Here is a 24,426-nt window from a genome sequence, read left to right on the forward strand (position 1 = left end):
TCACACCAGATGCAGGGCGGCGACGACCAGGTCGATCAGCTTGATGCCGACGAACGGCACCAGCAGTCCGCCGAGGCCGTAGACCAGGAGGTTGCGCCTGAGCAGCGCGGCAGCGCCGACCGGCCTGTAGGAGACGCCTTTGAGGGCCAGTGGGATCAGGGCGACGATGATCAGGGCATTGAAGATCACAGCCGAGAGGATGGCCGACTGGGGCGAAGCCAGGTTCATGACGTTCAGCGTACCGAGCTCGGGATAGGTCGCGATGAACAAGGCCGGGATGATAGCGAAATATTTGGCGACGTCGTTGGCGATCGAGAAGGTGGTGAGCGAGCCACGCGTCATCAGCAATTGCTTGCCGATGCCGACGATCTCGATCAGCTTGGTGGGGCTGGAGTCGAGGTCGACCATGTTGCCCGCTTCGCGTGCCGCCTGAGTGCCGGTCTGCATGGCGACGCCGACATCGGCCTGGGCCAGCGCCGGCGCGTCATTGGTGCCGTCGCCGCACATGGCGATCAGGCGGCCGCCCGTTTGCTCCTTGCGGATATAGGCGAGCTTTTCCTCAGGCGTCGCCTCGGCCAGGAAGTCGTCGACACCGGCCTCGGAGGCGATCGCGGCCGCGGTGATCGGGTTGTCGCCCGTCACCATGACGGTGCGGATGCCCATCGAACGCAGCTCGGCGAAGCGCTCCTTGATGCCGGGCTTCACCACGTCCTTGAGGTGAACGACACCGAGGACGCGGCTGCCGTCCGTGACGCCGAGGGGGGTTCCGCCCGTGCGGGCCACCTTTTCCACCGCCTGCCGGAAGGCTGATGGTGCCGCCTCCAGCGTGGTGCCGGCGAACTTCACGATGGCATCGACCGCGCCCTTGCGGATGGAGCGTCCGTCGATGTCGATGCCCGACAGGCGGGTCTGGGCGGCGAAGGCGATGGTGGTGATTGCCTTGCAGGTCAGGTCCGGCTGAGTCAGGCCATATTCGCCCTGGGCGAGCGCGATGATGGAACGGCCCTCGGGCGTCTCGTCGGCGAGGCTGGCCAGGAGCACGGCCTCGGCCAGATCCTGTTCGCTGACGCCCGGCACCGGCAGGAACTCGGTCGCCATGCGGTTACCGAAGGTGATGGTGCCTGTCTTGTCGAGCAGCAGGGTGTCGACGTCGCCGGCGGCCTCGACCGCGCGACCGGAGGTCGCCACCACGTTGAAGCGGATCAGGCGGTCCATACCGGCGATACCGATGGCCGAAAGCAGGCCGCCGATGGTGGTGGGGATGAGGGTGACCAACAGCGCCACCAGCACTGTGATGGAGAGCAGCGTGCCGGAGTAGCCGGCAAGGCCCCAGAGCGTGACCACGGCGATCAGGAAGATCAACGTCATGCCCGACAGCAGGATCGACAGGGCGATCTCGTTGGGGGTCTTCTGGCGCTCGGCGCCCTCGACCAGCGCGATCATGCGATCGATGAAGGAGGAGCCGGGCTGGGTGGTGATGCGCACCTTGATCCAGTCCGACAGCACCTGCGTGCCGCCGGTGACGGCGGAGCGGTCGCCGCCGGATTCGCGGATCACCGGGGCGGATTCGCCGGTGATGGCGCTTTCGTTCACCGACGCGACGCCCTCGATCACCTCGCCGTCGCCGGGGATGAGATCACCGGCTTCGACGATGACGATGTCGCCAACCACGAGCTTGGTGGCGTCGATCACCTGGAAGTTTCCCAAGGCGGCCGCGGCCGAAGGCATGCGCTTGGCCTTGAGGTCGGACTTGGTGCGCTTGAGGCTCTCGGCCTGCGCCTTGCCGCGCCCTTCAGCCACGGCTTCGGCGAAGGTGGCGAACAGCACGGTGAACCACAGCCAGGCGGCGATCTGGGCACTGAAGCCGACGCCGGCCCCGGTGAAGGCGTCACGCAGGCTGAGCACGGTGACCAGGGCGGCCACGACCTCGGTGACGAAGATCACCGGATTGCGGACGAGCAGCCTGGGATCGAGCTTGACGAAGGCATCCTTGATCGCCGGCAGCAGGATGGCCGCGTCGAACATGGAGGGGGAAGTGGGTTTGGAAGACATGACAGCCGTTCCTTAGAAAGTTTTGCCGGCGAGCATGACGAAGTGCTCGACGATCGGCCCCAGCGCGAGCGCCGGGAAGAATTGCAGGCCGCCGACGATCAGGATGACGCCGACCAGCAGGCCGACGAACAGCGGCGTGTGGGTCGGGAACGTACCGGCCGAGGCAGGCACCTTGGTCTTGGCGGCCAGGGAGCCTGCAATCGCCATCACCGGCACGACATAGGCAAAGCGTCCCAGCAGCATGGCGATGCCGAGCGTCGCGTTGAACCAGGGCGTATTGGCCGAGAGGCTGCCGAAGGCCGAACCGTTATTGGCGGTCGTCGAAGTGTAGGCGTAGAGCAGTTCGGAGAGGCCGTGCGGGCCGGCGTTGCCGAGCTGCGACAGGGCGAAGGGCGCCATGGCCGAGATCGCAGTGAAGCCGAGGATCGCGGTGGGCAGGATCAGGATCGCCATCACGGCGAATTTCATCTCGCGCGACTCGATCTTCTTGCCGAGGAACTCCGGCGTGCGGCCGACCATCAGGCCGGCGATGAACACGCTGAGGATGGCAAAGACGATCATGCCATAGAGGCCCGAGCCGACGCCGCCAGGCAGGATTTCGCCGAGCTGCATCAGAAACATCGGGATGAGGCCGCCGAGTGGGGTCAGCGAGGAATGCATGGCGTTGACGGCGCCACAGGAAACGCCGGTGGTGACGGCGACGAAGACGGCGGTCATGGCCTGGCCGAAGCGGATCTCCTTGCCTTCCATGTTGCCGAGGGCCCCGTCGAGGCCGAGATGCGCCAGGATCGGATTGCCCGCCGTTTCAGACCAGTAGACCACGGCGGCGCCGGCGATCAGGATGACAGCCATGGCAGACAGCAGGGCCCAGCCCTGGCGGCGCACCCCAACCATCTGGCCAAAGGTGTAGGTCAGGGCCGCGGCGATGGCGAGCATCGAGAAGATCGACAGGTAGTTGGCGAGAGCCGTCGGGTTCTCGAAGGGATGGGCCGAGTTGGCATTGAAGAAGCCGCCACCATTGGTACCGAGCTGCTTGATCGCTTCCTGGCTCGCCATCGGTCCCATGGCAATGGTCTGCTTGGCGCCTTCCAGCGTGGTGACATCGACACTGGCCTGCAGGGTCTGCGGGATGCCCATGGCGACGAAGGCAAGCGCCACGATGATGGCGATGGGCAGCAGCACATAGAGCGTGGAGCGGGTGAGATCGACCCAGAAATTGCCGAGCGTCGCCGCGCTCGAACGTGCAAAGGCCCGGGTAAGGGCGATGGCAAGTGCGATGCCGGTGGCGGCCGAGACGAAATTGTGCACGGTGAGCCCAGCCATCTGGCTGAAATGGCTCATGGTGCTTTCGCCGGCATAGTTCTGCCAGTTGGTGTTGGTGACGAAGCTGATCGCCGTATTGAAGGACAGATCCGGCGGCAGATTGTCGAAACCCTGCGGGTTGAGCGGCAGATAGGCCTGCAGCCGGAAGATCGCGTAGAGCGAGGCGAAGCCTGCCATGCTGAAAAACAACATGGCGAGCGTATAGGCGAGCCAACCTTGCTCCCGGGCGGGATCGATGCCGGAAAGTTTGTAGAAACCCTTCTCGACGGGCGCCAGGACGGGCGAGAGGAAGGTTCTCTCACCGGTGAAGACACGGGCCATATAGGCACCCAGTGGCTTCACCGCTATGAGCACCAGGGCGAACAGAAGGATGATCTGAAGCCATCCGTTCAGGGACATGGAAATTCTCCAAAAGAGCACGGGCCCCGCCAATTCTCTCGCGAGAACGGTTTCTCTCGAGAGATCGGCGTGGGGCCCGGAAAAGAGGGGACGAGCAGGGAGCGGGGCCGTTTCCCGATGAGCCGGCCCCGCTCCCGTCACGCGCCATCGCGCCGGCGCGGGGGCGGCCGGCGAAGAAAGGCGGTGAAGCCGTAAAACTCAGAAGCGTTCGGGGCGCACCAGCGTGAACACGAGATAGGCGCCGAGCAGGACGGCCACGAGGAGGCCAAGGAGGGGATCGAACATGATGCGCCTCACAGCCTGTCGAGGACGCGGGCATAAAGGACCATCAGGAACAGGCCACCAAGCCCCAGCGCCACATAGGCAAGATCTAGCATGACAAAACTCCAACCCGATTGGGCATGGGTCTGGTTTGCCACCAAAGCGCGTCAGGGTTCGATTCCGATTATCGGGCCCCGGCATAAGGAAAGTGTAAGGATGGGCCGGGTCGTCGCCGGGGCTGGAGCAGGGCTAACACTTCCCAGTTGCGTTGGCATGAGAGAGCGCCGGATATACGGAGTGTCAGCCTCACAGTTCCATCAGGTGATGGAGCAGGGCTGACATCCTTTGCCGGCAAGCGCTTTTTTCAAGATGTCAGCCAGGAGGCTGACACTCCAAACTCCTTCGAAGGAAAACACAACGATCGTGCTAAGGCAGAAATGGATTGACGATCCGCAGGCGCCCGTCGATGAACAGGCCGTTCTGCATGTCCTCGGACCACAGCCTGTCGCAGTTGCTCGTCAGGGCTGCCGCGACGATCATGGCATCGTAGACGGAGAGCTTGTAGCGTTCGGCTAGGTCGATCCCGGTCCCATGGATCTCGACGGTGTTGGGCACCACCTGCAATAGGCTGCGCAAAGGCGACAGGAACTGCCGCGTTTCCTGCCATGACATGGCGAGTTTGCAGCGGATCACATTGGCGATTTCGTTCAGGACCTGAACGCTGATCGTGCCGCCCGCGAGGAGGAGCTTTTCTGCCCGATCCGCCTTGCTCGTATCCGACGAGGCCAGGTAGAGCAGGATATTCGTGTCGAAGAAATCACCGGGCATCGGCGCTATCGCGCATTTGCTTCATCACGGTCGAAGGTGAAATCCGCAGGCAGCCTTCCGCGAAACGCCCGCAACCGGCGCAGCAACTCTTCGCGACCAGGCTTGCGGGCGATTTCCAACCGACGCTCTTCGGCGATATGGACTTCGATCTCGTCGCCCTCTTTCAACTGGAGAGCCTCGACCACGACGGCGGGGATGCGAACAGCCAGGCTATTGCCCCATTTAGCGACCTGCATGAATATGGCTCCGGATATACATGCTGTAATATGTATAGGGTCTGGTCGCCCGTCAACCTCGTCCCAAGCTATCGCGTGCCCGGCGCCCAGTCCGGCGGGGCCAGCTCGAAGCCTTCGAAGCGGAAGCCGGGGGCAACCGTGCAGCCGACCAGGGTCCAGTCGCCGAGGCTACGGGCCGCCTGCCACACGCCCGTCGGCACCACGCCTTGTGGCCGCTGGCCGGCGTCGAAGTCGGTGCCGAGAATCAGGCGCTCGGTGGTCGCGCCATCGGCCGAGAGGTCGAGGGCCAGTGGCGCGCCGGCATGGAAATGCCAGATCTCGGCGGCGTCGACCCGATGCCAATGCGAACGCTCGCCCGCCTGGAGCAGGTAGTAGATCGCGGTCGAAGCCGGCCTGTCGCCGTGGAGAGTGCCGTCGGAGAAGGTGCTGGCATAATGGCCGCCTTCGGGATGGGGCTGCATGTCGAGGAGGGCGATGATCTCGGCGGCGGTCGTCATGGTCATTCCTGTTGTTTTGCGAGGATATCGTGCCCGAGCGCTCCCGCCGGTCGCGACAGGAGTATCCCGGTGCGTTCTTTTGCCCGATCAGAACCGGTTCTTGCGCTCGCGCAATTCGGTGAACACGGCGACAGGATCTGATCCCGCCAGCCCGATCGCCTCGGCAACGCCGGGATCATCGGCGCGCAGGAAGGGGTTTTCGCGCTTCTCGGCGCCAAGAAGGACTGGCAGGGTGAAGCGGTGGGCACCACGCTGCGCCTCGACCTCGGCGGCGCGCCTGGCAAGCGCCTGGTTGGCGGGATCGACCGTGAGGGCGAAGCGCGCATTGGCCAGCGTGTATTCATGTCCGCAATAGAGCTGCGTATCATCGGGCAGGGCCCGCAATTTGAGCAGCGAGCGCCACATGTCCGCCGGCGTGCCCTCGAACAGCCGGCCGCAGCCGAGCGAGAACAGGGTGTCGGCGGCAAACAACAGCTTCTCCTGCCTGAACCAATAGGCGATATGGCCGACTGTGTGGCCGGGCGTGTCGATGATCTCGGCCACGAGGGAACCGACAGCAACGGTATCGCCTTCCCCGACCATCTCGTCGACGGCCGGGATGCGGTGGGCATCGGCCTTGGCCGCCACCACCCGGCAGCCATAGGACGTCTTCAACGCCTCGATGCCCTCGACGTGATCGGCATGATGATGGGTGACCAGGATGTCGGTCAGCCGCCAGCCTCGCCGTTCGAGGGCCGCTTCGATCGCTTCGGCCTCCGGCGCGTCGATGGCCGCGGTGCGTCCGGTCGCCTCGTCGTGGAGCAGTACGCCGAAATTGTCGCTCCGGCACAAGAACAATTCGATCAGCGCGCTCATTCTCACCCTCGCAGCATGCACATTTCCTTGGAGATGCGACTCCTTCTATGCGATTGGCGATGTTAGGTCACGCAAACGATGGCGCGGACCGATGGTGATGAAGGAGCCCAAGGAATGTCCGGCGAACCCGTGGTGATCGGCGATGCGCCTCTGACCATCGATGCGCTGACGGCCGTTGCCCGTGAGCGCCGCCCGGTCGTCCTGTCATCCTCTGCCTGCGAGCGCATCTGCGCGGCGCGCTCGGTGATCGAGCAAGCCATCGCCGAGAACAAACCGGTCTACGGCCTGACCACCGGGCTCGGCGCCGGCGTCGACACCCGGCTCTCGGCCGACGATCTCGCCGCTTTCCAACGGCGTGTCGCTTTTGCCCGCGCGGTCGGCGTGGGTGACGAAATGCCGGTCGCCGAGGTCCGGGCTATGATGGCGGCGCGTATTGCCGGCATGAGTGTTGGCCAGACCGGCGTGTCGCTCGCCGTCGTCGAGGCCCTGGCTGCTGCCCTGAATGCGGGCTTTCATCCCATCGTGCCGTCCATCGGCTCGATCGGGGCGGCCGACCTCGCTCCGCTCGCCCATATGGCCCTGGCGCTGCTCGGTGAAAGCGAGGCCGAATATCGCGGCGAACGCCTGGCCGGCGCCGAGGCGCTGCGGCGGGCCGGGCTGCAGCCGGTGCCGATCGGGCCGAAGGATGGGCATGCCCTCGTGGTGGCCAATGCCGCTTCCACCGGGCGCGGCGCCCTGGTGCTCGCGGAGGCGCGCCTGGCGCTCGATACGCTCGACCGCGCCGCCGCGCTGTCGATGGAAGCCTTCGGCGCCAATATCACGCCTCTGGCGGAAGCAGTGAATACAGCCCGTCCAGCTCCCGGGCAAATCGAGGCGGCCCGGACGATCTATGCCCTGCTGGCCGGCGGCCCACTCGGCGACAACAAAGCGAGCCGGCGGGTTCAGGACCCGCTGTCCTTCCGCTGCGTGGCCCCGGTGCATGGCGCCGCGCGCACCGCCTTTGCCGAGGCGGAGGCGATGGTGCTGCTCGAACTCAACCATTCCGGCGACAACCCGGTCATCGTCGAGGGGCAACTGGTTTCCAACGGCAATTTCGACATGACCGGCTTCACCCTGCGTTTCGAGGCGCTGTCGCAGGCGCTCTCCCATGTGGCGACGATCTCGGCCCAGCGCGCCCTGAAGCTGATGTCGCCCGTCTATTCCGACCAGCCGCGCTTCCTTACCCCGATGGGCCAGAGCCGCACCGGCTTCGCCACGCTGCAGAAAGCCATTGGTGCCCTGGAGGGCGAGATCCGGGCTCGAGCCCAGCCGGCGACCCTGGCCTTGCTGCACGCCGCCGACGGCGTCGAGGATCATGCCGCCAATGCGCCGGCCGCGGTGACCAAGCTCGGCGAAAGCGCGGCGCGGGTGCTGGTGCTGGCGGCCTGCGAGATGATGGTTGCGGCCCAGAGCATCGACTTGCGCGGCGCGGTCGCGCTGGGCGAGGGCACCGCGCATATCCGCGATTTCGTGCGCGCCCATGTCGAGCGTCTGGAGGAGGATCGCCCGAGCGGCCCGGACGTCTCCCGCTTGGCGGAGGCGATCCGGACGCGGGGCTGGTGAGAACGCAGTTCGCCTGCTGGTTGACCGCTTAATTGTCAGGCAATAGCATTGGCTCAACCAAAAAGATCAACGCCGTCGGGAGCAAAGGCGCGTTTAAGCGCAAACGCGCTTTTGCGGTTCTTGGTGATTCCACCAAATCGCAAAACGCCATAGGCCCAATATCATGCTCGACTACCCCATCATCGATAGCCACGTTCATCTGCTCGACCCGGCGCGCCTGGGCTATGCCTGGACGCAGGGTATCACCGGTCTGCGGCCGAAGGCAGTGCCGGCGGATGTGTTCGCTGCCGCCAAACCGGACGAGATCGAGCGTTTCGTCTTCGTGGAAGTCGACGTCGATGCCGGCCAGCATCTCGACGAAGCCGCCTGGGTGACGGAACTTGCGGCAGCCGAACCGCGTCTCGGCGGCATGGTCGCGAGCCTGCCGCTCGAGCGGGGCGCCGCCGTCGAGCGGGACCTCGAACGCCTGCGCGAGCACAAGCCCCTGCGGGGCATCCGGCGGCTGATCCAGGGCCAGTCCGATCCGGAATTCTGCCTGCAGCCCGATTTCCTGGCCGGCCTGAAGCTGTTGGCCCGCCACGACCTGTCCTTCGACATCTGCATTTTGCATCATCAACTGCCGAGCGTGATCCGCATGGTGCAGCAATGCCCGGATGTCCGTTTCGTACTCGACCATATCGGCAAGCCGGCCATCAAGGCAGGCGAGATGGAGCCCTGGCGCGCCGATTTGAAGCGGCTCGCAGCGCTGCCCAACGTCTATTGCAAGATTTCCGGCGTATGCACGGAGGCCGATCACCGCACCTGGACCCGCCAGGAGATCACGCCCTATGTCGAGCATGCCCTGGAGAGTTTCGGTTTCGACCGCGTGATGTTCGGCTCGGATTGGCATGTGCTGGAACTGGCGGGGACCTATCCAGACTGGGTGCATGTCGTCGACGAGATCGTGCATGACTGCTCGCCGTCGGAGCGGCGCAAGCTGTTCAGGGACAATGCGGCGGCGTTCTATCGACTCGGGTGAGGGGCTGCGGCTACTGCGTGACGACCTTGACCCGATCACCCGGCCTGACCGGGCTGGTTTCGTCGAAGCCGTTCAGCACGAGGAAGCGTTCCAACTGGTCCTGGGGGTCGGCCATGCGGGCTGCCAGGGATTGCAGCGTATCGCCCGAGCGCACGGTGACGATGTCGATATGCTCGGGGCGCACATTGCGCTGCTCTTCAGGTGTCATGCGCCGGAAGCTGTTGGCCGTTTCCTGGAACAGCGCATCGGTCGTGGCATTGAGATCGCGTGCTGCCAGGATCAGGCGATAGACGTCGCTGCCGAAGCGGATGGCATAGAGGCGGAAGCTCCAGTCCTGGCCGCGGGCGAGGGCTGTCGCCGCCTCGTTGCCGTTGATGCGCAGGGTGGAGACCGAGGCGGTATCGACACCGCTGATCCAGCCAGAGGCGAGATAATCGGACAGCGACTGGCCATCCTTGGTCTTCACCGTATCGAGGCGCAGCGCCCGGCCATTGCCGTCAATGCCGAGAATGGCCTGCGGCGTGTTGTCGAGGGTGAAATTGGGCGGGGAGGTGAAGGTGAAGGCCAGGCGCGGCTGCCAGAAGATGCGGCCCTGCACATAGCCCTGTGCAGGATCCTCGCCATAAGTGAGCCCGTCGATCACCGACAGATAGCGGAACTTGTCATGCTCGCCCGAACCAGGCGCGCCATATTGGGCAGCCTCGGTGTTGGCCTTGGCGATGCGTTCAGGCGTGGAGGGATGGGTCGACAGGAAGTCCGGCGTGGCCTGGCGCGAACGCGCCTCCACCTGCCGGCGCATCGAGGTCAGGAAGCGCGCGGCGCCATAGGGGTCGAAGCCGGCCTTGGCGATGGTGCGGATGCCGATCTCGTCAGCGTTCAATTCCTGCTGGCGCGAGAAGCTCGCCAGACTGTTCTGGCTTGAGGAAACCAGGCCGGGATTGTGCACCATGCTCGCCACCTTGGAGACGACCACGGACTGGCGCTCGCGATCGGCACGTGCTGCGGCATGGCGTGCGGAGACATGCGCCATCTCATGGGCGACCACCGCGGCGATTTCGGCATCGTCATTGGCGAGCGCCAGCAGGCCGCGCGTCACATAAAGCCGGCCGGAGGGCAAAGCGAAAGCGTTGATCGACGAGGCGTTCAGCACCGTCAGCTTGTAGGGAATGTCGGGCCGGTCCGACTGGGCGGCAAGACGCTGGACGAGATCGTCGAGATAGCGCTCCAGGGCGGCATTGCGATAGGCCCCACCATAAGAGGCGAGAACGCGGGCGCTTTCGCGGTCTTCCGCATTGGGAGGAGCAATGACGCGAGGGGCCTCGGCGGGGAGGGCCGCCGGCATGGCGCGCGCAAGCTCGCCCGACTGGTCGTTGTCGCCCACGGTGGCGCAAGAAGACAGGCCGAGCGCGACCGCCAGGGCGCAAACCCGCCACCAGTTCGGTTGTCTTGTCGCGCCCCCCAGCATCTCGCTCAGCTCTCCACTCCTTTCACGGCGACACCGGCGCGACCTGTTCGATCGCCGCCGGCTCGGTAATTTCGATGCGAGGCCCGTCGCGCATCGTCACGACACCGCGGGCCCTGACATAGCTGCCCTCAAGGGCAGCAGCGCTGAGACCGGTTGCCTCGAAACGTGGCCATTGTTTGGCGGGGATCGCCAAAGTCACGTCTTCGCGCCAGATTTTGCCGAAATCGATCCACACGGTCGTCTTCGTCACTCCAACATGCAGCACGCGTCCCGCCACGATGGCGAAGCCATCGGCGTGGCGGGCAACGGCCTCAGGAGTCGCCGCATCGGCGACTGCATAGCCCGGTTCAGCCCAGAGGCCAAGCCGAGCCCGACGGGCATTGTCTTCCGCAGTCATTAATTCTGTGTAACACACCTCTTCCCCAACGGAAGGCCGAATGCGTGCCAATCCACGGGCTGCGAGATCGGCGGCCAGATCTCGCCCCTCCAGATAGAGCGCTCCCCGCAGGGCGCCGTGCCTGTCGGGGCCCGCCGAAGCCACCAGGGTGGCAGTGCCGTTGGTGAGATCGGGCAGGCGCAGCGAGGCCAGATCCACGCCCGCAAGCCTGATCTTGCGGCCGTCCGCGAGCAGGAGATGACCCTCGTCGCTTTTGCCGGCAATCGTCACATTCTCGCCCGCTTCCGCCGGGACTGAGCACGGATCCGCCAACGCCGTATGCACATTGCTTGAAAATATCGCAACGACGGCCATTGTGCCCAAAATTTGTGCATACCTTGGCAAGCGAGTGGTCCTCACATGGCAGGAGGGTAATTTTTGTCGTGATTTTTCATGATGTTAGCACGGCGTTTCGCAGTTGGCACGCGGCTTGAAAGAGCATGTCCGACCGCCAAATCGCAAAACGCTTTAAGGGGATAGAACAGCATGAAAATAGTGATGGCCATCATCAAGCCGTTCAAGCTCGAGGAGGTGCGCGATGCCCTCACGGGTCTGGGCGTGCACGGCCTGACCGTGACCGAGGTGAAGGGATATGGCCGCCAGAAGGGGCATACCGAGATCTATCGCGGCGCCGAATATGCGGTGAGCTTCCTGCCCAAGCTGAAGATCGAGGTGGCGGTGCCGAGCGATCTCGTCGCCAAGGTGATCGATGCGATCTCGGCAGCCGCCAAGACCGGCCAGATCGGCGACGGCAAGATTTTCGTCACGCCGATCGAAACCGCGGTGCGCATCCGCACCGGCGAGCGCGACGGCGACGCGCTCTAGGTCCCCTCTGCCGATGCCCTCGACTTCCATGAGACAGGATGCTTTCCCGATGACTTCCCTTCGTTCCCTCAAACTCGCGGTGTCGGCCTTGCTCGGCGCCGGGCTGCTGGCAGGCCCCGCTCTCGCCCAGACCGCAACGCCGCCGCCCACGCTGAATTCCGGTGACACCGCCTGGATGCTGGTGTCCTGCGCGCTGGTGCTGATGATGATCGCGCCGGGCCTCGGCCTGTTCTACGGCGGCCTGGTGCGCGCCAAGAACATGCTCTCCATTCTCATGCAGGTGCTGATCGTCGCCTCGGTGGTGATGGTGATCTGGGTCTTCTACGGCTACACCCTCGCCTTCAGCGACGGTGGCCCGCTCTTTGGCGGCTTTTCCAAGGCCTTCCTCGCCGGCATCACCAAGGACACGCTGAGCGGCACCATTCCCGAATATGTGTTCGTGTGCTTCCAGATGACCTTCGCTGCGATCACGCCGGCCCTCATCGTCGGCGCTTTCGCCGAACGCATGAAGTTCTCGGCCGTGGTGCTGTTCTGCCTGCTCTGGGTCACCTTCATCTACATCCCGGTCGCCCATTCGGTGTGGCAGTCGACGGGCTGGCTGTTCAAGCTGGGCGCGTTCGATTTCGCCGGCGGTACCGTCGTGCACATCAATGCGGGCGTCGCCGGCCTGGTGGGCTGCCTGATGATCGGCAAGCGCACTGGCTTCGGCAAGGAGCAGATGCCGCCCCATTCGCTCACCCTGTCCTGGGTCGGCGCCGGCATGCTGTGGGTCGGCTGGTTCGGCTTCAATGCCGGCTCGGCGCTTTCGGCCGGTGCCAGCGCGGGCCTTGCCATGATGACGACCTTCGTCGCTACGGCCGGGGCGATCCTCGGTTGGTCGCTGATCGAGTGGCTCACCCATGGCAAGCCCTCGATGCTGGGTGCGATCTCGGGTGCGGTTGCTGGTCTGGTGGCGGTGACGCCTGCCGCCGGTTTCGTCGGCCCTGCCGGCGCCATCGCGCTCGGCTTCATCGCCGGTATCGTCTGCTTCTTCTTCGTGACGACCGTGAAGAATGCCTTCGGCTATGACGACAGCCTCGACGTCTTCGGCGTGCATGGCATCGGCGGTATTCTCGGTGCCCTCGGCACCGGCGTACTGGCGTCGCCCTCCCTGGGCGGTGTCGGCTATGCGGACGGCGTGACCATGGCCAGCCAGCTTTGGGTCCAGGTCGAGGCGGTCGCCTTCACCATCGTGATGACGGGCGTCGGTTCGGCGATCCTGTTCAAGATCATCGATCTCGTCGTCGGGCTGCGCGTCGACCGTCAGACCGAGGCCGAAGGCCTCGATATCGTCGAACATGGTGAACGCGCCTATCACAGCTGATCCCAACGGCATGCAACAGATCCGAACCCCGGCCTATGGCCGGGGTTTTCGGTTATCGGGGCGGATGGGCCTGATATCGTCTGTAATTGCTTGCTTCGTGGGGGATCTCTTTTGGCCGGAAACGATGAAAATCAGGCATGCTCGTTGAAAATTCGGGCTTTACCTGACGTTCAAATCTGCAAATCTGGCGTGATCTAAGCTTGACGAAAATGAAGGAACGTCGCGCTGCTGTCATTTGATGTCGTTTGTAGGTCTCTTGCACAGCGGCTTGCAGGACACGATAGTGGGCAGGTCGAACGCTCGGGCAACGAGCGCAAATTCCATACAGGCGAGCCGCAGGGAACATTGACATGACGGGTAAGAACTTCACGCAGCAAGGGTCGGGCCTGATCCTTGATCGTCGCGAATTGATGAAGAGTGCGGCTGCGCTCGGCTTGAGCCTCGGCGCCTTGGGTGCGCTCGGCGGCCCGGCCCTGGCGGCCGACACCCCCAAGAAGGGGGGCACCTTGAAGCTGGGCATGGAGGGCGGTTCCGCCTCCGACAGTCTCGACCCTCGCACCTATGCCGATTCCGTGCCGATCTCCTACGGCTACCAGATCTGCAACGGTTTCGTCGAAATCGGCGAGGACGGTCTGCCCAAGGGCGAATTGTTCGAGAGCTGGGAATACAAGCCCGGCGCCAAGGAATGGATCTTTAACATCCGCAAGGACGTCACGTTCCACAATGGCAAGACGCTCGATGCCGATGACGCGATCTATTCGATCAACCTGCATCGCGGCGATACCAAGTCTGCCGCCAAGGATCTGCTGAGTTCGATCACCGACGTCAAGAAGCTCAGTGCCAACCAGGTCCAGATCACCTTGTCCGAGGGCAATCTCGATCTGCCCTACAATCTCTCCGACTACCACGTCCTGTGCGTGCCCAATGGCTACACCGACTTCTCCAAGCTGATCGGCACGGGCGCCTACAAGCTCGAAGTGTTCGAGCCCGGCGTGCGCGTCGTGACCAAGAACACCGGCAATTACTGGAAGCCGGGACGCGGCAATTTCGATGGCATCGAGCTGCAATATATCCAGGACCAAGCGTCCCGCCTGCAGGCCATGATTTCGGGCCAGGTCGATGCCATCAACCGTCTCGATGCCAAGACCATGGATATAGTGACCTCTTCGCCTGACGTGAGTGTGGTACAGAGCAAGGGCACCGGCAACCGATTCGCCTTCGTGGCGCTGTGCGATACCGATCCTTATACCAACGCCGATCTGCGCTGGGCGCTCAAATACGGCATGGACCGCAAGAAGATCGTCGACACGGTTTACCAGGGTTACGCCACCATCGGCAACGACACCACGATCAGCCCGTCACACAAATACTACGCGAAGGACGTGCCGCAGACGCCCTACGATCCAGAGAAAGCCGCCTTTCACTACAAGAAGGCCGGTAGTCCCAAAATGGAGCTCAAGGTCTCGGAAGGCGCCTATAACGGCGCGACGGACGCTGGCCTGCTCTATCAGGAGGCCATTAAGCAGGCGGGTATCGATCTGACGGTCACCCGTGTCTCGGGCGACGGCTACTGGTCGAACATCTGGCTGAAGGATCCCTTCTGCGCCGTCTATTGGGGCGGACGTCCCAACATCGATCTGCAATTGTCCCAGACCTTCCTGTCCACTGCCAATTGGAACGACACCCACTGGAAGCGTCCTGAATTCGACAAGCTCCTGATCTCCGCCCGCGTCGAGAGCGACGAAGCCAAGCGCGCTCAGATCTATGCCGATTGCCAGAAGATGATCCACGACGATGGCGGCATGGTCTGTTATGCGGTCGGCGACTATCTCGACGCCTACTCCAAGAAGATCATGGGGACGGCCCCGCATCCACGCTACGACATGTGCGACCAGCGCGTCGCTGAAAAGGGCTGGTTCGCCTGAGAACTCTGGAGCAAGGGGCGTTTGGCGACAACGCCGCTTTGCCCCTGCTCTTTGTTTCGACGCGTTCCTGCGATCCCTGGTGTATCAGCCAGATCGTGGAGCGCTTCGGGGGCGACGCGCGTGAGGCGCCTCGCTCTTCTCCTTTCATATTGCAGAAGGCCGGGCGCATGCGGGGGGAACTGCTACGTGCCCGGTCTCCGTCGGCAACAGGTCGAAAGGGCACATTGTGGGACGTCTTATTGGTTGGCGCATCGTCCAGGGGCTGGTGACGCTCTTCGCCATCTCGCTCATTCTGTTTATTCTAACCCTCAATTTGCAGGGCAATGCGGCGGACGCCGTGCTCGGCCAGGCGGCCACGGCAGAAACCAAGGCCGCCTTCGAACGCAGCATCGGTCTGGATGTGCCGGCCTGGCAGCGTTATCTGAACTGGCTCTGGAACATCGTCGCGCATTTTGATTTTGGTCGCTCCTACACCAACCAGAACGCCATCGTGAACGATCTGTGGCCGCGCTTCACCAATACGATGTTCCTGGCCTGCTACGCGGCCGTGATCGCCGTGCCGCTCGCCGTCATCACCGGCATCACCTGCGCCATCACCGAGGGGCGCTTGGCCGACCGTGCCGCCAACGTGCTGGCACTGATCGCCATCTCGCTGCCGGAATTCTTCATCGGCGGGGTGCTGATCCTGCTCTTTGCCGGTTATTGGCGCTGGTTTCCGCCGCTGGCGACCGTCAATTCCGACATGGGCTTTTTCTTCCGTCTCTATGTGACCTTCCTGCCGGCGGTGGCGCTGACCTGCCTGGTTACCGCCCATATGATGCGCATGACGCGCAATTCGGTGCTGTCGATCATGTCGACACCCTATGTCGAAATGGGCTTCCTCAAGGGCCTGACGCGGGCCCGTGTCGTCACCAAGCATGCGCTTCCCAACGCGGCCTCGCCGATCATCTCGGTGGTCGCATTGAACGTCGCCTATCTGGTGGTCGGCGTGGTCGTCATCGAGAAGGTCTTCACCTATCCGGGTGTCGGCCAATACATGATCGACGCGGTGACCAAGCGCGACGTGCCGGCGATCCTGGCCTGTGGCATCCTGTTTGCAGCGGTGTTCATCATCCTCAATACGATTGCCGACGTGCTGGCGATCATCCTCAATCCGCGTCTGCGGCATCCCCGGTAGGAAAGCAGCATGGTCATTTTCGGACACAAGGCGCCGCTCACTGCCGTCATCGGCTTGTTCATCATCGCGCTCAACGTCGTCGTCGCCATCGCCGGCCCCTGGCTCGCTCCTTATTCGGAGACGCAGACCGTCGGCAAGACCTGGGCGACGATCTCGGCGGCCAACTGGCTGGGGACCGACCAGATCGGGCGTGACATGCTCACCCGCCTGATCTATGGCGCCCGCCTCACCATCGGCATCGCCCTGGTCACCACCATCATGTCCTTCGCCATCGGCATCACGCTCGGCCTTGTGGCGGCCGTGACCGGGCGGTGGATCGACGCCGTGCTCTCGCGCGCCGTCGACATCGTCATGTCGGTGCCGCTGCTGATCTGGGCGCTGATCATCCTGTCGATCTTCGGCCAGACCCTGACCTCCCTGGTGCTGACCATCGCCTTCCTCGACTCCAGCCGCGTCTATCGCCTTGCCCGCGCGCTCGGCATGAACCTCGCCTCGCTGGATTTCGTCGAGGTGGCGAGGCTGCGCGGCGAGGGCATCTGGTGGGTGGTCTGGCGCGAGATCCTGCCCAATGCCGCCGCGCCTTTGATGTCGGAGTTCGGACTGCGCTTCTGCTTCAACTTCCTGTTCATCGCCGCCTTGAGCTTCATCGGTCTCGGCGTTCCCCTGCCCTATGCGGACTGGGGCGGCATGGTGCGCGACAACATCACCAGCCTTAAGCTCGGGCGGGCCGCGGCACTCTATCCCGCCGCCGCCATCGCCCTGCTCACCATCGGCATCAACCTGGTGGTCGATTGGTTCCTGTCGATCGATGCCCGCCCATCCGGCGCGCAAGCGGAAATGTAAGGGGGCTGAGATGGCAGACGACAAAACCTCTTCCGACATGATCCTCGAGCTGGAAAAGCTCCGGGTCGAGACCATCACCGGCCGCGTTCTGGTCGACAATGTTGACGTGACGTTGCGGCGGGGAGAAATCCTCGGCCTCATCGGTGAGTCCGGTGCCGGCAAGTCCACCATCGGCCTGGCGTCGATGGCCTATGCCCGGGCCGGCATGCGCATCACCGGAGGCTCGATCAAGCTCGACGGCACCGAACTGCGTGCCTCCACCGCCGCGCAGCGCCGCAATTTCCGCGGCAAGAGCATCGCCTATATCGCCCAGAGTGCCGCCGCTTCCTTCAACCCGGCCATGACGCTGATGGACCAGGTCTGTGAGGCGCCGGTGGTGCATGGCGTGATGACGCGGCCGGAGGCGGAAGCCTATGCCCGCAAGCTCTTTCGCATCCTGCAACTGCCCAATCCCGACACGATCGGCGACCGCTATCCCCACCAGGTCTCGGGCGGCCAGCTCCAGCGCGCCATGGCGGCGATGGCAATGAGCTGCCGGCCCGACGTGATCGTGCTCGACGAGCCGACCACGGCGCTCGACGTCACCACCCAGATCGAGGTGCTGGCGCTGCTGCGCGACCTCATCCGGGAATTCGGCACGGCAGGTCTCTACATCACGCACGACCTTGCCGTGGTGGCCCAGATCGCCCATCGCATCATGGTGCTGCGTCATGGCAAGACCGTCGAGGTCGGCGAGGCCCAGCAGGTGCTGGAGGCGCCGCGGACCGACTATGCCCGGGCGCTGGTGAACGAGCGGCGCGAGGCCGAGCATCTCCAGCTCACCGCCCCGGCGGAGGGGGCCGAGCCCGTACTCTCCATGACCAACGTCACCGCTGGCTACGGCCCGGTGGCGATCGTCAAGAACGCCTCCTTCAAGCTCGCAAAAGGCGAGACCCTGGCGGTGGTGGGCGAGTCCGGCTCCGGCAAGAGCACGATTGCGCGTATCGTGGTCGGCCTGCTGCCGCGCTGGGAGGGGGATGTCTCACTCAACGGCAAGACCCTGCCGCCGGCTTTGCCCCAACGCAGCAAGGACATCCTTCGCCGCCTGCAGATGGTACACCAGATGCCGGACGTGGCGCTCAATCCGCGCCAGAGCCTGGGGCAGATCATCGGGCGCCCGGTGAGCTTCTACTTCAACCGTTCGGCGGGGGACGTGCGCAAGCGGGTGCTTGAACTGCTGCATCAGGTCGGTCTGCCGGAGGAGTTCGCGGACCGTCGGCCCGGACAGCTCTCGGGCGGCCAGAAGCAGCGCGTCTGCATCGCGCGTGCCCTGGCGGCCGAGCCGGAGGTGATCATCTGCGACGAGCCGACCTCCGCCCTCGACCCGCTGGTGGCGGAAGACGTGCTCAAGCTCCTCAAGAAGCTGCAGGACGATCTTGGTCTCGCCTATATGTTTATCACCCACGACCTCGGCACGGTGCGCCGCATCGCCCATCGCACGGCGGTGATGCTCAAGGGCGAGATCATCGCCCAGGGCCCGACGGCCGACATCTTCGCGCCGCCCTTCCACCCCTATACGGAGAAGCTGATCAGCTCCGTGCCGGAGATGGATACCCACTGGCTCGACAACATTCTCGCCAGCCGCAAGGTGGCGTAATCCAATAGTTCGTAGAAAGGGCCGGTCCTCGGACCGGCCCTTTCGTTTGTCTTTCATAAAGTCTTTTCCGATGACCGCGACCCGCACGATCGAACATTTTTTTATCCCACTCGCCGATGGCACCCGGCTCGCAGCCCGCCTCTGGCTGCCCGAGGATGCGGAGGCCAGGCCTGTGCCGGCGGTCCTCGAATATATCCCCTACCGCAAACGTGACGGCACGCGCGGGCGGGACGAGCCGATGCATGGCTGGTTCGCTGCCAATGGCTATGCCGCCATCCGCGTGGACATGAGAGGCAGCGGCGAATCCGACGGCCTGCTCGAGGATGAATATCTGCAACGCGAGCTCGACGATGCCTGCGAGGTGATCGCCTGGCTCGCGGCCCAGCCCTGGTGCTCGGGCGCCGTCGGCATGATGGGCAAGAGCTGGGGCGGTTTCAACTGCCTGCAGGTCGCGGCGCTCAACCCGCCGGCGCTCAAGGCTGTCATCACCGTCTGCTCGACCGACGACCGCTATGCCGACGACATCCATTTTATGGGCGGTACCCTGCTCAACGACAATCTGTGGTGGGGCAGCATAATGCTGGCCTACCAGGCGCGCCCGGCGGATCCGGCGCTGGTCGGCGAGGCCTGGCGGGCGCAATGGCAGCACCGGCTCGAACGTCTGCCTTTCTTCCCGGCGCTCTGGCTCGCCCATCAGAGGCGCGATGCCTATTGGCGGCACGGCTCGATCTGTGAGGATTTCTCGGCCGTGCAATGTCCGGTTTTCGCAGTCGGCGGCTGGGGCGATGCCTACACCAATGCCATTCCGCGCCTGCTGGAGGGCCTGGAGGTGCCCAGGCTCGGCCTGATCGGGCCCTGGGCCCATATCTACCCGCAGGACGGCGTGCCGGGCCCTGCCATCGGCTTCCTGCAGGAGGCGACGCGCTGGTGGGATCACTGGCTGAAGGGCCGGGATCGCGGCATCATGGCCGAGCCGATGATGCGGGCCTTCATCGAGGAATGGACGCCGCCCGGTCACCGCGATCCGGTACCTGGCCGCTTTGTCGGCGAGATGACCTGGCCTTCGCCGCAGATCATCGCCAAGACCTTCCATCTGGCGCCGGGCACCTTGACGACCGAGCCCGGCCCGGCCAGCGAGATCGCCTTCGCCTCGCCGGCCTGGACGGGGGCAGCGGCCGGGGAATGGATGGGCACCGGCGTCAGCGGCGAGGAGCCGGCCGATCAGCGCCATGACGATGCCTTCTCCTGCAGCTTCGACGGCGAGGTCCTGACCGAACGGGTCGAATTGCTTGGCGCCCCGGAGATCGAGATCGAGATCGCCTCCGATAAGCCTCTGGCCCAGCTCTGCGCCCGGCTCTGCGATGTCGCGCCTGATGGATCTTCTCGCCGCATCGCCTACGGCGTGTTCAACCTGACCCATCGTGACAGCCATGCCGACCCCGAGGCGCTGGTGCCCGGCCGCTTCTATCCCATCCGCCTCAAATTGAGCGATTGCGGCTATGCTCTCGCCCCGGGGCATCGCATACGCCTGGCCTTGTCGACGGCCTACTGGCCGCTGATCTGGCCGGCGCCGGAACCGGTGACGCTGACCCTGCGCTGCCCGGGTCGGCTGAGCATGCCGGTGCGCGAGGCCCGCGCGGACGACTTCGTCGTCGCCTTCGAGCCCGCCGTGAGCGCGGCGCGTACCCCGATGTCGAAGGTCGCCGAAGGGCGGATGGCGCGCACCACCTCGCTCGATCTCCTGACGAACACGGCCACCTATGTCACGGAGGGGGAGGGCGGCCTGTTCGGAGAGGGCGTGCTGCGCTTCGACGAGATCGATACCACGCTCTCCCATAGTCTCCGGCGCGAACTGACCATCAGAGGCGATGATCCACTCAGCGCGCGCTACCACCTCACCGAGAGCTATGAGATGGGGCGCGAGGGCTGGCAGATCCGTATCGAGGTGAAGACCGCGATGCAGGCGACCGCGGCCGATTTCATCCTGGAAGGCGAGCTCAAGGCCCTCGCCAATGGCGAGGTGGCAGCCGAGCGCCGCTGGCATGAGAAAATCGCCCGCGATCTCTTGTGACCGCAATTGTGCCTCGAGCGTGCCACACCCGGCCATTCCATTGAGGACTTCCCTTGATGGAATGGCCGCCATGACTCGGAGTGTTTTTTGATTTTGGCGGTCACGCCAAGAATCGCAAAGACGCGTCGAACCAAAAAGCTGGAGCAAAGAGACGTTTATGTGAAAACGCGCTTTGCTCAAGGTGGTCACCGAGAACGGCATCAAATGCAAATATATGGACTGTGTCGCCGAGTGCCCGGTGGATTGCTTCCGGGAAGGCGAGATCATGCTTGTCATCGATCCCTAGAGCAAAGCGTGTTCATGACTGAACGCTTGTTTGCTCCAGCTTTTTGGTTCGACGCGTCTTTGCGATTCTAGGTGACTCCGCCAAATCGAAAAACGCTTTTGCTCTGCATCGATTGCGGCATCTGCGAACCGGTTTGTCCGGCGGATGCCATCCATTCCGGCGCCGAGCGAGGGCTGGAGGCCTGGGTTGAACTGAACGCGCGCTATGCCTATCTCTGGCCGGAGATCACGATGAAGCGCGAAACCCCAGCGGATGCCAAGCAGTGGGACGGCAGGCCTGGCAAGCTCGCTTTGCTGTCGCCCCAGCCGGGCGCTGGAGATGCAGGACAGGCCGGGTAGAGGACAGGTCCAGTGCCCCGTTTGTGATGAACTGTGTTAAAGCCAGCACCGCGACGAATGGCTGCTCTGTGCTGGTGCGCCTTGAACCGTCGGCGCAGTTCGGCTAGGCAGTTTTAGCAAGATTATAAACTTTCGGGATTTTCTGGCATGACCTACGTGGTCACTGAGAACTGCATCAAGTGCAAATACATGGACTGCGTGGAAGTCTGCCCGGTGGACTGTTTCTACGAGGGTGAGAATTTTCTCGTCATCCATCCCGACGAATGCATCGATTGCGGTGTCTGTGAGCCTGAATGTCCGGCGGATGCCATCAAGGCCGATACCGAAAAGGGCCTGGAGGCCTGGCTTGAGCTGAATGCCAAATTCGCGCAGAGCTGGCCCAATATCACGGTCAAGCGCGACAGTTTCCCCGATTCCAAGGAGTGGGACGGCAAGCCGGACAAGTTGCCGCTGCTCTCTCCGGAACCGGGCCAGGGCGACGCCTGACCGCCAGATCCCGGCCGAATTCGGCAGGGTTCGCCTCCACTGTGCGGGCCGCATGGCTGCCCGTTTTTTGGTCCTCGGCCACAGGCGGCCGTCGGGATGCGCTCGCATGTGCCCGTCGCTTTTTGCATAGCGGCTATTCACAAAAACCGCGTGGTATCAACCTTAACGAGCGCTTTACGCGCCGTTTTTGCGTGTAAAAGCGTTGATTTTTGCCGATTTTTGGTGTATACACACGGCATGGTCAAGAGAGAGACCGAGTTACCCCCGCCGCTGCTCCGCACAGGGGCAATTTTTTTGTGCTCAGCTTCAAGGGACCTCAGTCGGTCGGTGCGGGTAGCGCCGATAGATACATGGAATTTTTGACCGTCCTTCAGTTCGACGTTCCTCGCGGCGGCTCCTTGAAGCTTTGGCCTGGTTCCACTGTCGAATGGTGTTTGCGGCAACAGGCGCGAGCCTGTCCGTGGTTTGGTGCGGCTGCCGGTTCGGCATCCGCCAATGATAGGAGCGTTGAAGCGTCATGACGACAGCGAAAAAGACGTCCACGAAGCAGGGTTTCAAGACGGGCGAGAGCATTGTTTACCCCTCGCATGGCGTCGGCAAGATCGTGTCGATCGACGAGCAGGAAGTAGCCGGTTTCAAGCTTGAGCTGTTCGTAATCTCCTTCTCCAAGGACAAGATGACGCTGCGCGTGCCCACCACCAAGATCGCTTCCGTCGGCATGCGCAAGCTGTCCGAGCCGGCTGTGGTCGCCAAGGCGCTAGAGACGCTCAAGGGCCGTGCCCGCATCAAGCGCACCATGTGGTCGCGCCGTGCGCAGGAATACGAAGCCAAGATCAATTCGGGCGACCTGATCGCCATTGCCGAGGTGGTGCGTGATCTCTATCGCTCCGACGCGCAGCCCGAGCAGTCCTATTCCGAGCGTCAACTCTATGAAGCGGCCCTCGATCGCATGGCGCGCGAGCTCGCCGCCGTGGACGACCTCATCGATTCCGAGGCCGTGAAGGTGATCGAAGCCAACCTCGCCAAGGGCCCCAAGCGTGGCGGTGCCAAGGAAGCCGAGGCAGAGTTCGACGACGCCACCGAAGAGGAGGAGGAGGCCGCCGCCTGAGGCGCTTCCCCATCCATCACAAAAAAAACCCCGCTTCGGCGGGGTTTTCTTTTTCCTGGGATCGCAGGCGTCCTCGCCTGCATCTTCCCATCCTGTGAGCGCTGCCCTTCCAAGAGCAGGCGAGGACGCCTGCGGTCCCAGCAATAACGCCACCTTAGGTCGGGTCGGGGCAGGCTACCGCCGCTGCCCGCTCGCTACCAACGAAGGTGAGTGCGAGGCCGGCAAGGGCCAGCAATCCGCCAGCAATCGGTATGGCTGTATAGCCCAGGCCCAGGCTGAGGGTTGCGCTGCCGATGGCGGCACCGAGGGCGTTGCCGAGATTGAAGGCGCCGACATTGATGGAAGAAGCCAGGCCCGGTGCCGCCGACGCGACCTGCATCACCCGCATCTGCAAGGGCGGCACGATGGCGAAGGCGGCCATGCCCCAGATGACAAGGCCGATTGCGGCGCCCCAATGATTGGTCAGAGCGAGCGGCAGCACCATCATGATCACGCCGAGGGCTGCCAGTGAGAGCCTGGCGGCGCCGTCCAGCGACCAGTCGGCCAGGCGGCCACCCAGCGTATTGCCGAGGGTCAGGCCAATGCCGATCAGGGCAAGGGCGAGGGTGATGAAACTGGCGCCGGCTTGGGTGATCTCGACCAGTACCGAGGTGACATAGGTATAGAGGACGAACATGGCACCCGCACCCATCACGGTGGCCGCCATGGCGGTCAGCACGCTGCGCTGGGCAATGGCGCCGAATTCCCGATGGATGTCGGGCATGCTACCGGGTTCCCCTTTCGGGAGAGCCAGGAAGAGCGCCAGGATGGCCGCCAGCCCGAGCAGGGCCGTCGCAGCGAAGGTCTGGCGCCAGCCGATGGCCTGGCCGATCCAGGTGGCCGCCGGCACGCCGCCGATGGTGGCGATGGTCAGGCCCAGGAACATCGCGGCGATAGCGCTGGCTTGGCGTTCCCGTGGCACGATGCTGGCAGCGACGACCGAGCCGAGGCCGAAGAAGGCACCATGATTGAGGCTGGTGACGATGCGGGCGGCCATGAGCGTCCAGTAGCCGGGTGCGATCGCCGCCAGCAGATTGCCGATGGTGAAGATGCCCATCAGCACCATCAGGGCCGTGCGCTTGTGAAGGCGGGCCAGCAGCAGCGTCATCACCGGTGCGCCAGCCATCACGCCGATGGCATAGGCGCTGATCAACAGGCCGGCGGTCGGAATGTCGACGCTGACGCCTTGCGCAATGTCGCGCAGCATGCCCATGGGCGAGAATTCGGTGGTGCCGATGCCAAAGGCGCCGATGGCCAGCGCCGTCAGCGGCCAGAAGCTGGACGGTGTGCCGGCATTGGCGGTACGTGGTAGTGGGGCCATTGCATCCATTGTCGTTTCTCGACTTTCGATTCCTTG

General features: G+C 63.9%; 22 protein-coding genes and 2 pseudogenes. 13 read left to right on the plus strand and 11 right to left on the minus strand.

The genetic code is table 11. The annotated features are described in order from the left end of the window. The 8 genes from kdpB to gloB all read right to left on the minus strand — a co-directional run bounded on the left by kdpB (position 1) and on the right by gloB (position 6,451). Positions 1 to 2,052 carry a potassium-transporting ATPase subunit KdpB gene (gene kdpB / locus ACR9ZN_RS27675; RefSeq protein ID WP_434954896.1) on the minus strand — a complete coding sequence of 684 codons (2,052 nt, stop codon included), beginning with the start codon at positions 2,050 to 2,052 and terminating at the stop codon, positions 1 to 3. 12 nt (positions 2,053 to 2,064) lie between these two features. Next, the gene (kdpA, locus tag ACR9ZN_RS27680) at positions 2,065 to 3,774 is read right to left on the minus strand and encodes a potassium-transporting ATPase subunit KdpA (protein ID WP_454812500.1); all 1,710 of its coding nucleotides are present in this window, start codon (positions 3,772 to 3,774) and stop codon (positions 2,065 to 2,067) included. A gap of 198 nt (positions 3,775 to 3,972) precedes the next feature. Beyond that, a complete protein-coding gene (gene kdpF / locus ACR9ZN_RS27685) occupies positions 3,973 to 4,071 on the minus strand; it encodes a K(+)-transporting ATPase subunit F (protein ID WP_195826137.1) in 99 nt (32 codons plus the stop codon). Continuing rightward, on the minus strand, positions 4,068 to 4,193 hold the full coding sequence (locus ACR9ZN_RS27690) for a hypothetical protein (RefSeq protein WP_434954898.1): 126 nt from the start codon (positions 4,191 to 4,193) through the stop codon (positions 4,068 to 4,070). The genes kdpF and ACR9ZN_RS27690 overlap by 4 nt, the downstream gene beginning before the upstream one ends. A 268-nt stretch (positions 4,194 to 4,461) precedes the next feature. Next, positions 4,462 to 4,863, minus strand: coding sequence for a PIN domain-containing protein (locus tag ACR9ZN_RS27695; RefSeq protein WP_454812502.1), 402 nt, complete (start codon positions 4,861 to 4,863; stop codon positions 4,462 to 4,464). A gap of 5 nt (positions 4,864 to 4,868) precedes the next feature. Further along, complete coding sequence (locus ACR9ZN_RS27700; RefSeq protein ID WP_434954900.1) at positions 4,869 to 5,099, minus strand: AbrB/MazE/SpoVT family DNA-binding domain-containing protein; 231 nt, start codon at positions 5,097 to 5,099, stop codon at positions 4,869 to 4,871. A gap of 68 nt (positions 5,100 to 5,167) precedes the next feature. Next, complete coding sequence (locus tag ACR9ZN_RS27705; RefSeq protein ID WP_454812504.1) at positions 5,168 to 5,596, minus strand: cupin domain-containing protein; 429 nt, start codon at positions 5,594 to 5,596, stop codon at positions 5,168 to 5,170. Between the two features lie 87 nt (positions 5,597 to 5,683). After that, positions 5,684 to 6,451 carry a hydroxyacylglutathione hydrolase gene (gene gloB / locus ACR9ZN_RS27710; protein WP_434954902.1) on the minus strand — a complete coding sequence of 256 codons (768 nt, stop codon included), beginning with the start codon at positions 6,449 to 6,451 and terminating at the stop codon, positions 5,684 to 5,686. Between the two features lie 114 nt (positions 6,452 to 6,565). Between gloB and ACR9ZN_RS27715 the strand changes: the two genes are divergently transcribed. Together ACR9ZN_RS27715 and ACR9ZN_RS27720 are read left to right on the plus strand one after the other, a co-directional pair. After that, positions 6,566 to 8,053, plus strand: coding sequence for an HAL/PAL/TAL family ammonia-lyase (locus ACR9ZN_RS27715; protein ID WP_481273705.1), 1,488 nt, complete (start codon positions 6,566 to 6,568; stop codon positions 8,051 to 8,053). Positions 8,054 to 8,216: 163 nt separating this feature from the next. Then, positions 8,217 to 9,071, plus strand: coding sequence for an amidohydrolase family protein (locus ACR9ZN_RS27720; RefSeq protein WP_481273706.1), 855 nt, complete (start codon positions 8,217 to 8,219; stop codon positions 9,069 to 9,071). A gap of 10 nt (positions 9,072 to 9,081) precedes the next feature. On the opposite strand, the gene ACR9ZN_RS27725 is transcribed toward ACR9ZN_RS27720, so the two are convergent. Together ACR9ZN_RS27725 and ACR9ZN_RS27730 are read right to left on the minus strand one after the other, a co-directional pair. Beyond that, a complete protein-coding gene (locus tag ACR9ZN_RS27725) occupies positions 9,082 to 10,536 on the minus strand; it encodes a M48 family metalloprotease (RefSeq protein ID WP_434954905.1) in 1,455 nt (484 codons plus the stop codon). A 22-nt stretch (positions 10,537 to 10,558) separates the two neighbouring features. Further along, positions 10,559 to 11,203 carry a thermonuclease family protein gene (locus ACR9ZN_RS27730; RefSeq protein WP_454812509.1) on the minus strand — a complete coding sequence of 215 codons (645 nt, stop codon included), beginning with the start codon at positions 11,201 to 11,203 and terminating at the stop codon, positions 10,559 to 10,561. A gap of 255 nt (positions 11,204 to 11,458) precedes the next feature. On the opposite strand from ACR9ZN_RS27730, the gene ACR9ZN_RS27735 reads away from it, so the two are divergent. The 11 genes and pseudogenes from ACR9ZN_RS27735 to ACR9ZN_RS27785 all read left to right on the plus strand — a co-directional run bounded on the left by ACR9ZN_RS27735 (position 11,459) and on the right by ACR9ZN_RS27785 (position 23,030). After that, complete coding sequence (locus ACR9ZN_RS27735) at positions 11,459 to 11,797, plus strand: P-II family nitrogen regulator (protein WP_434954907.1); 339 nt, start codon at positions 11,459 to 11,461, stop codon at positions 11,795 to 11,797. A gap of 49 nt (positions 11,798 to 11,846) precedes the next feature. Then, positions 11,847 to 13,160, plus strand: coding sequence for an ammonium transporter (locus ACR9ZN_RS27740; protein WP_434954908.1), 1,314 nt, complete (start codon positions 11,847 to 11,849; stop codon positions 13,158 to 13,160). A gap of 350 nt (positions 13,161 to 13,510) precedes the next feature. After that, entirely contained in the window at positions 13,511 to 15,085 is a 1,575-nt protein-coding gene (locus ACR9ZN_RS27745; protein ID WP_434954909.1) for an ABC transporter substrate-binding protein, read from the plus strand. A 226-nt stretch (positions 15,086 to 15,311) separates the two neighbouring features. After that, the gene (locus ACR9ZN_RS27750) at positions 15,312 to 16,262 is read left to right on the plus strand and encodes an ABC transporter permease (protein WP_434954910.1); all 951 of its coding nucleotides are present in this window, start codon (positions 15,312 to 15,314) and stop codon (positions 16,260 to 16,262) included. A 9-nt stretch (positions 16,263 to 16,271) separates the two neighbouring features. After that, entirely contained in the window at positions 16,272 to 17,105 is an 834-nt protein-coding gene (locus ACR9ZN_RS27755; protein WP_322434950.1) for an ABC transporter permease, read from the plus strand. A gap of 10 nt (positions 17,106 to 17,115) precedes the next feature. Continuing rightward, positions 17,116 to 18,741: an ABC transporter ATP-binding protein gene (locus tag ACR9ZN_RS27760; RefSeq protein WP_434954911.1), complete on the plus strand. Its 1,626-nt coding sequence runs from the start codon at positions 17,116 to 17,118 to the stop codon at positions 18,739 to 18,741. A gap of 70 nt (positions 18,742 to 18,811) precedes the next feature. Continuing rightward, positions 18,812 to 20,812 carry a CocE/NonD family hydrolase gene (locus ACR9ZN_RS27765; protein ID WP_481273707.1) on the plus strand — a complete coding sequence of 667 codons (2,001 nt, stop codon included), beginning with the start codon at positions 18,812 to 18,814 and terminating at the stop codon, positions 20,810 to 20,812. Between the two features lie 172 nt (positions 20,813 to 20,984). After that, positions 20,985 to 21,095 (plus strand): annotated as a pseudogene (locus tag ACR9ZN_RS27770) (ferredoxin FdxA); the annotation flags it as partial. A gap of 107 nt (positions 21,096 to 21,202) precedes the next feature. Further along, positions 21,203 to 21,436 (plus strand): annotated as a pseudogene (locus ACR9ZN_RS27775) (DUF3470 domain-containing protein); the annotation flags it as partial. A 147-nt stretch (positions 21,437 to 21,583) separates the two neighbouring features. After that, a complete protein-coding gene (gene fdxA / locus ACR9ZN_RS27780) occupies positions 21,584 to 21,922 on the plus strand; it encodes a ferredoxin FdxA (protein WP_105865397.1) in 339 nt (112 codons plus the stop codon). 517 nt (positions 21,923 to 22,439) lie between these two features. Further along, positions 22,440 to 23,030 (plus strand): CarD family transcriptional regulator, encoded by a 591-nt coding sequence (locus ACR9ZN_RS27785; protein WP_367624859.1) that lies wholly within the window; start codon positions 22,440 to 22,442, stop codon positions 23,028 to 23,030. Between the two features lie 154 nt (positions 23,031 to 23,184). On the opposite strand, the gene ACR9ZN_RS27790 is transcribed toward ACR9ZN_RS27785, so the two are convergent. Continuing rightward, positions 23,185 to 24,390 (minus strand): MFS transporter, encoded by a 1,206-nt coding sequence (locus tag ACR9ZN_RS27790; RefSeq protein WP_481273708.1) that lies wholly within the window; start codon positions 24,388 to 24,390, stop codon positions 23,185 to 23,187. Positions 24,391 to 24,426 lie beyond the last annotated feature (36 nt).

This window comes from Labrys sp. HAY1-8F (assembly GCF_056754975.1).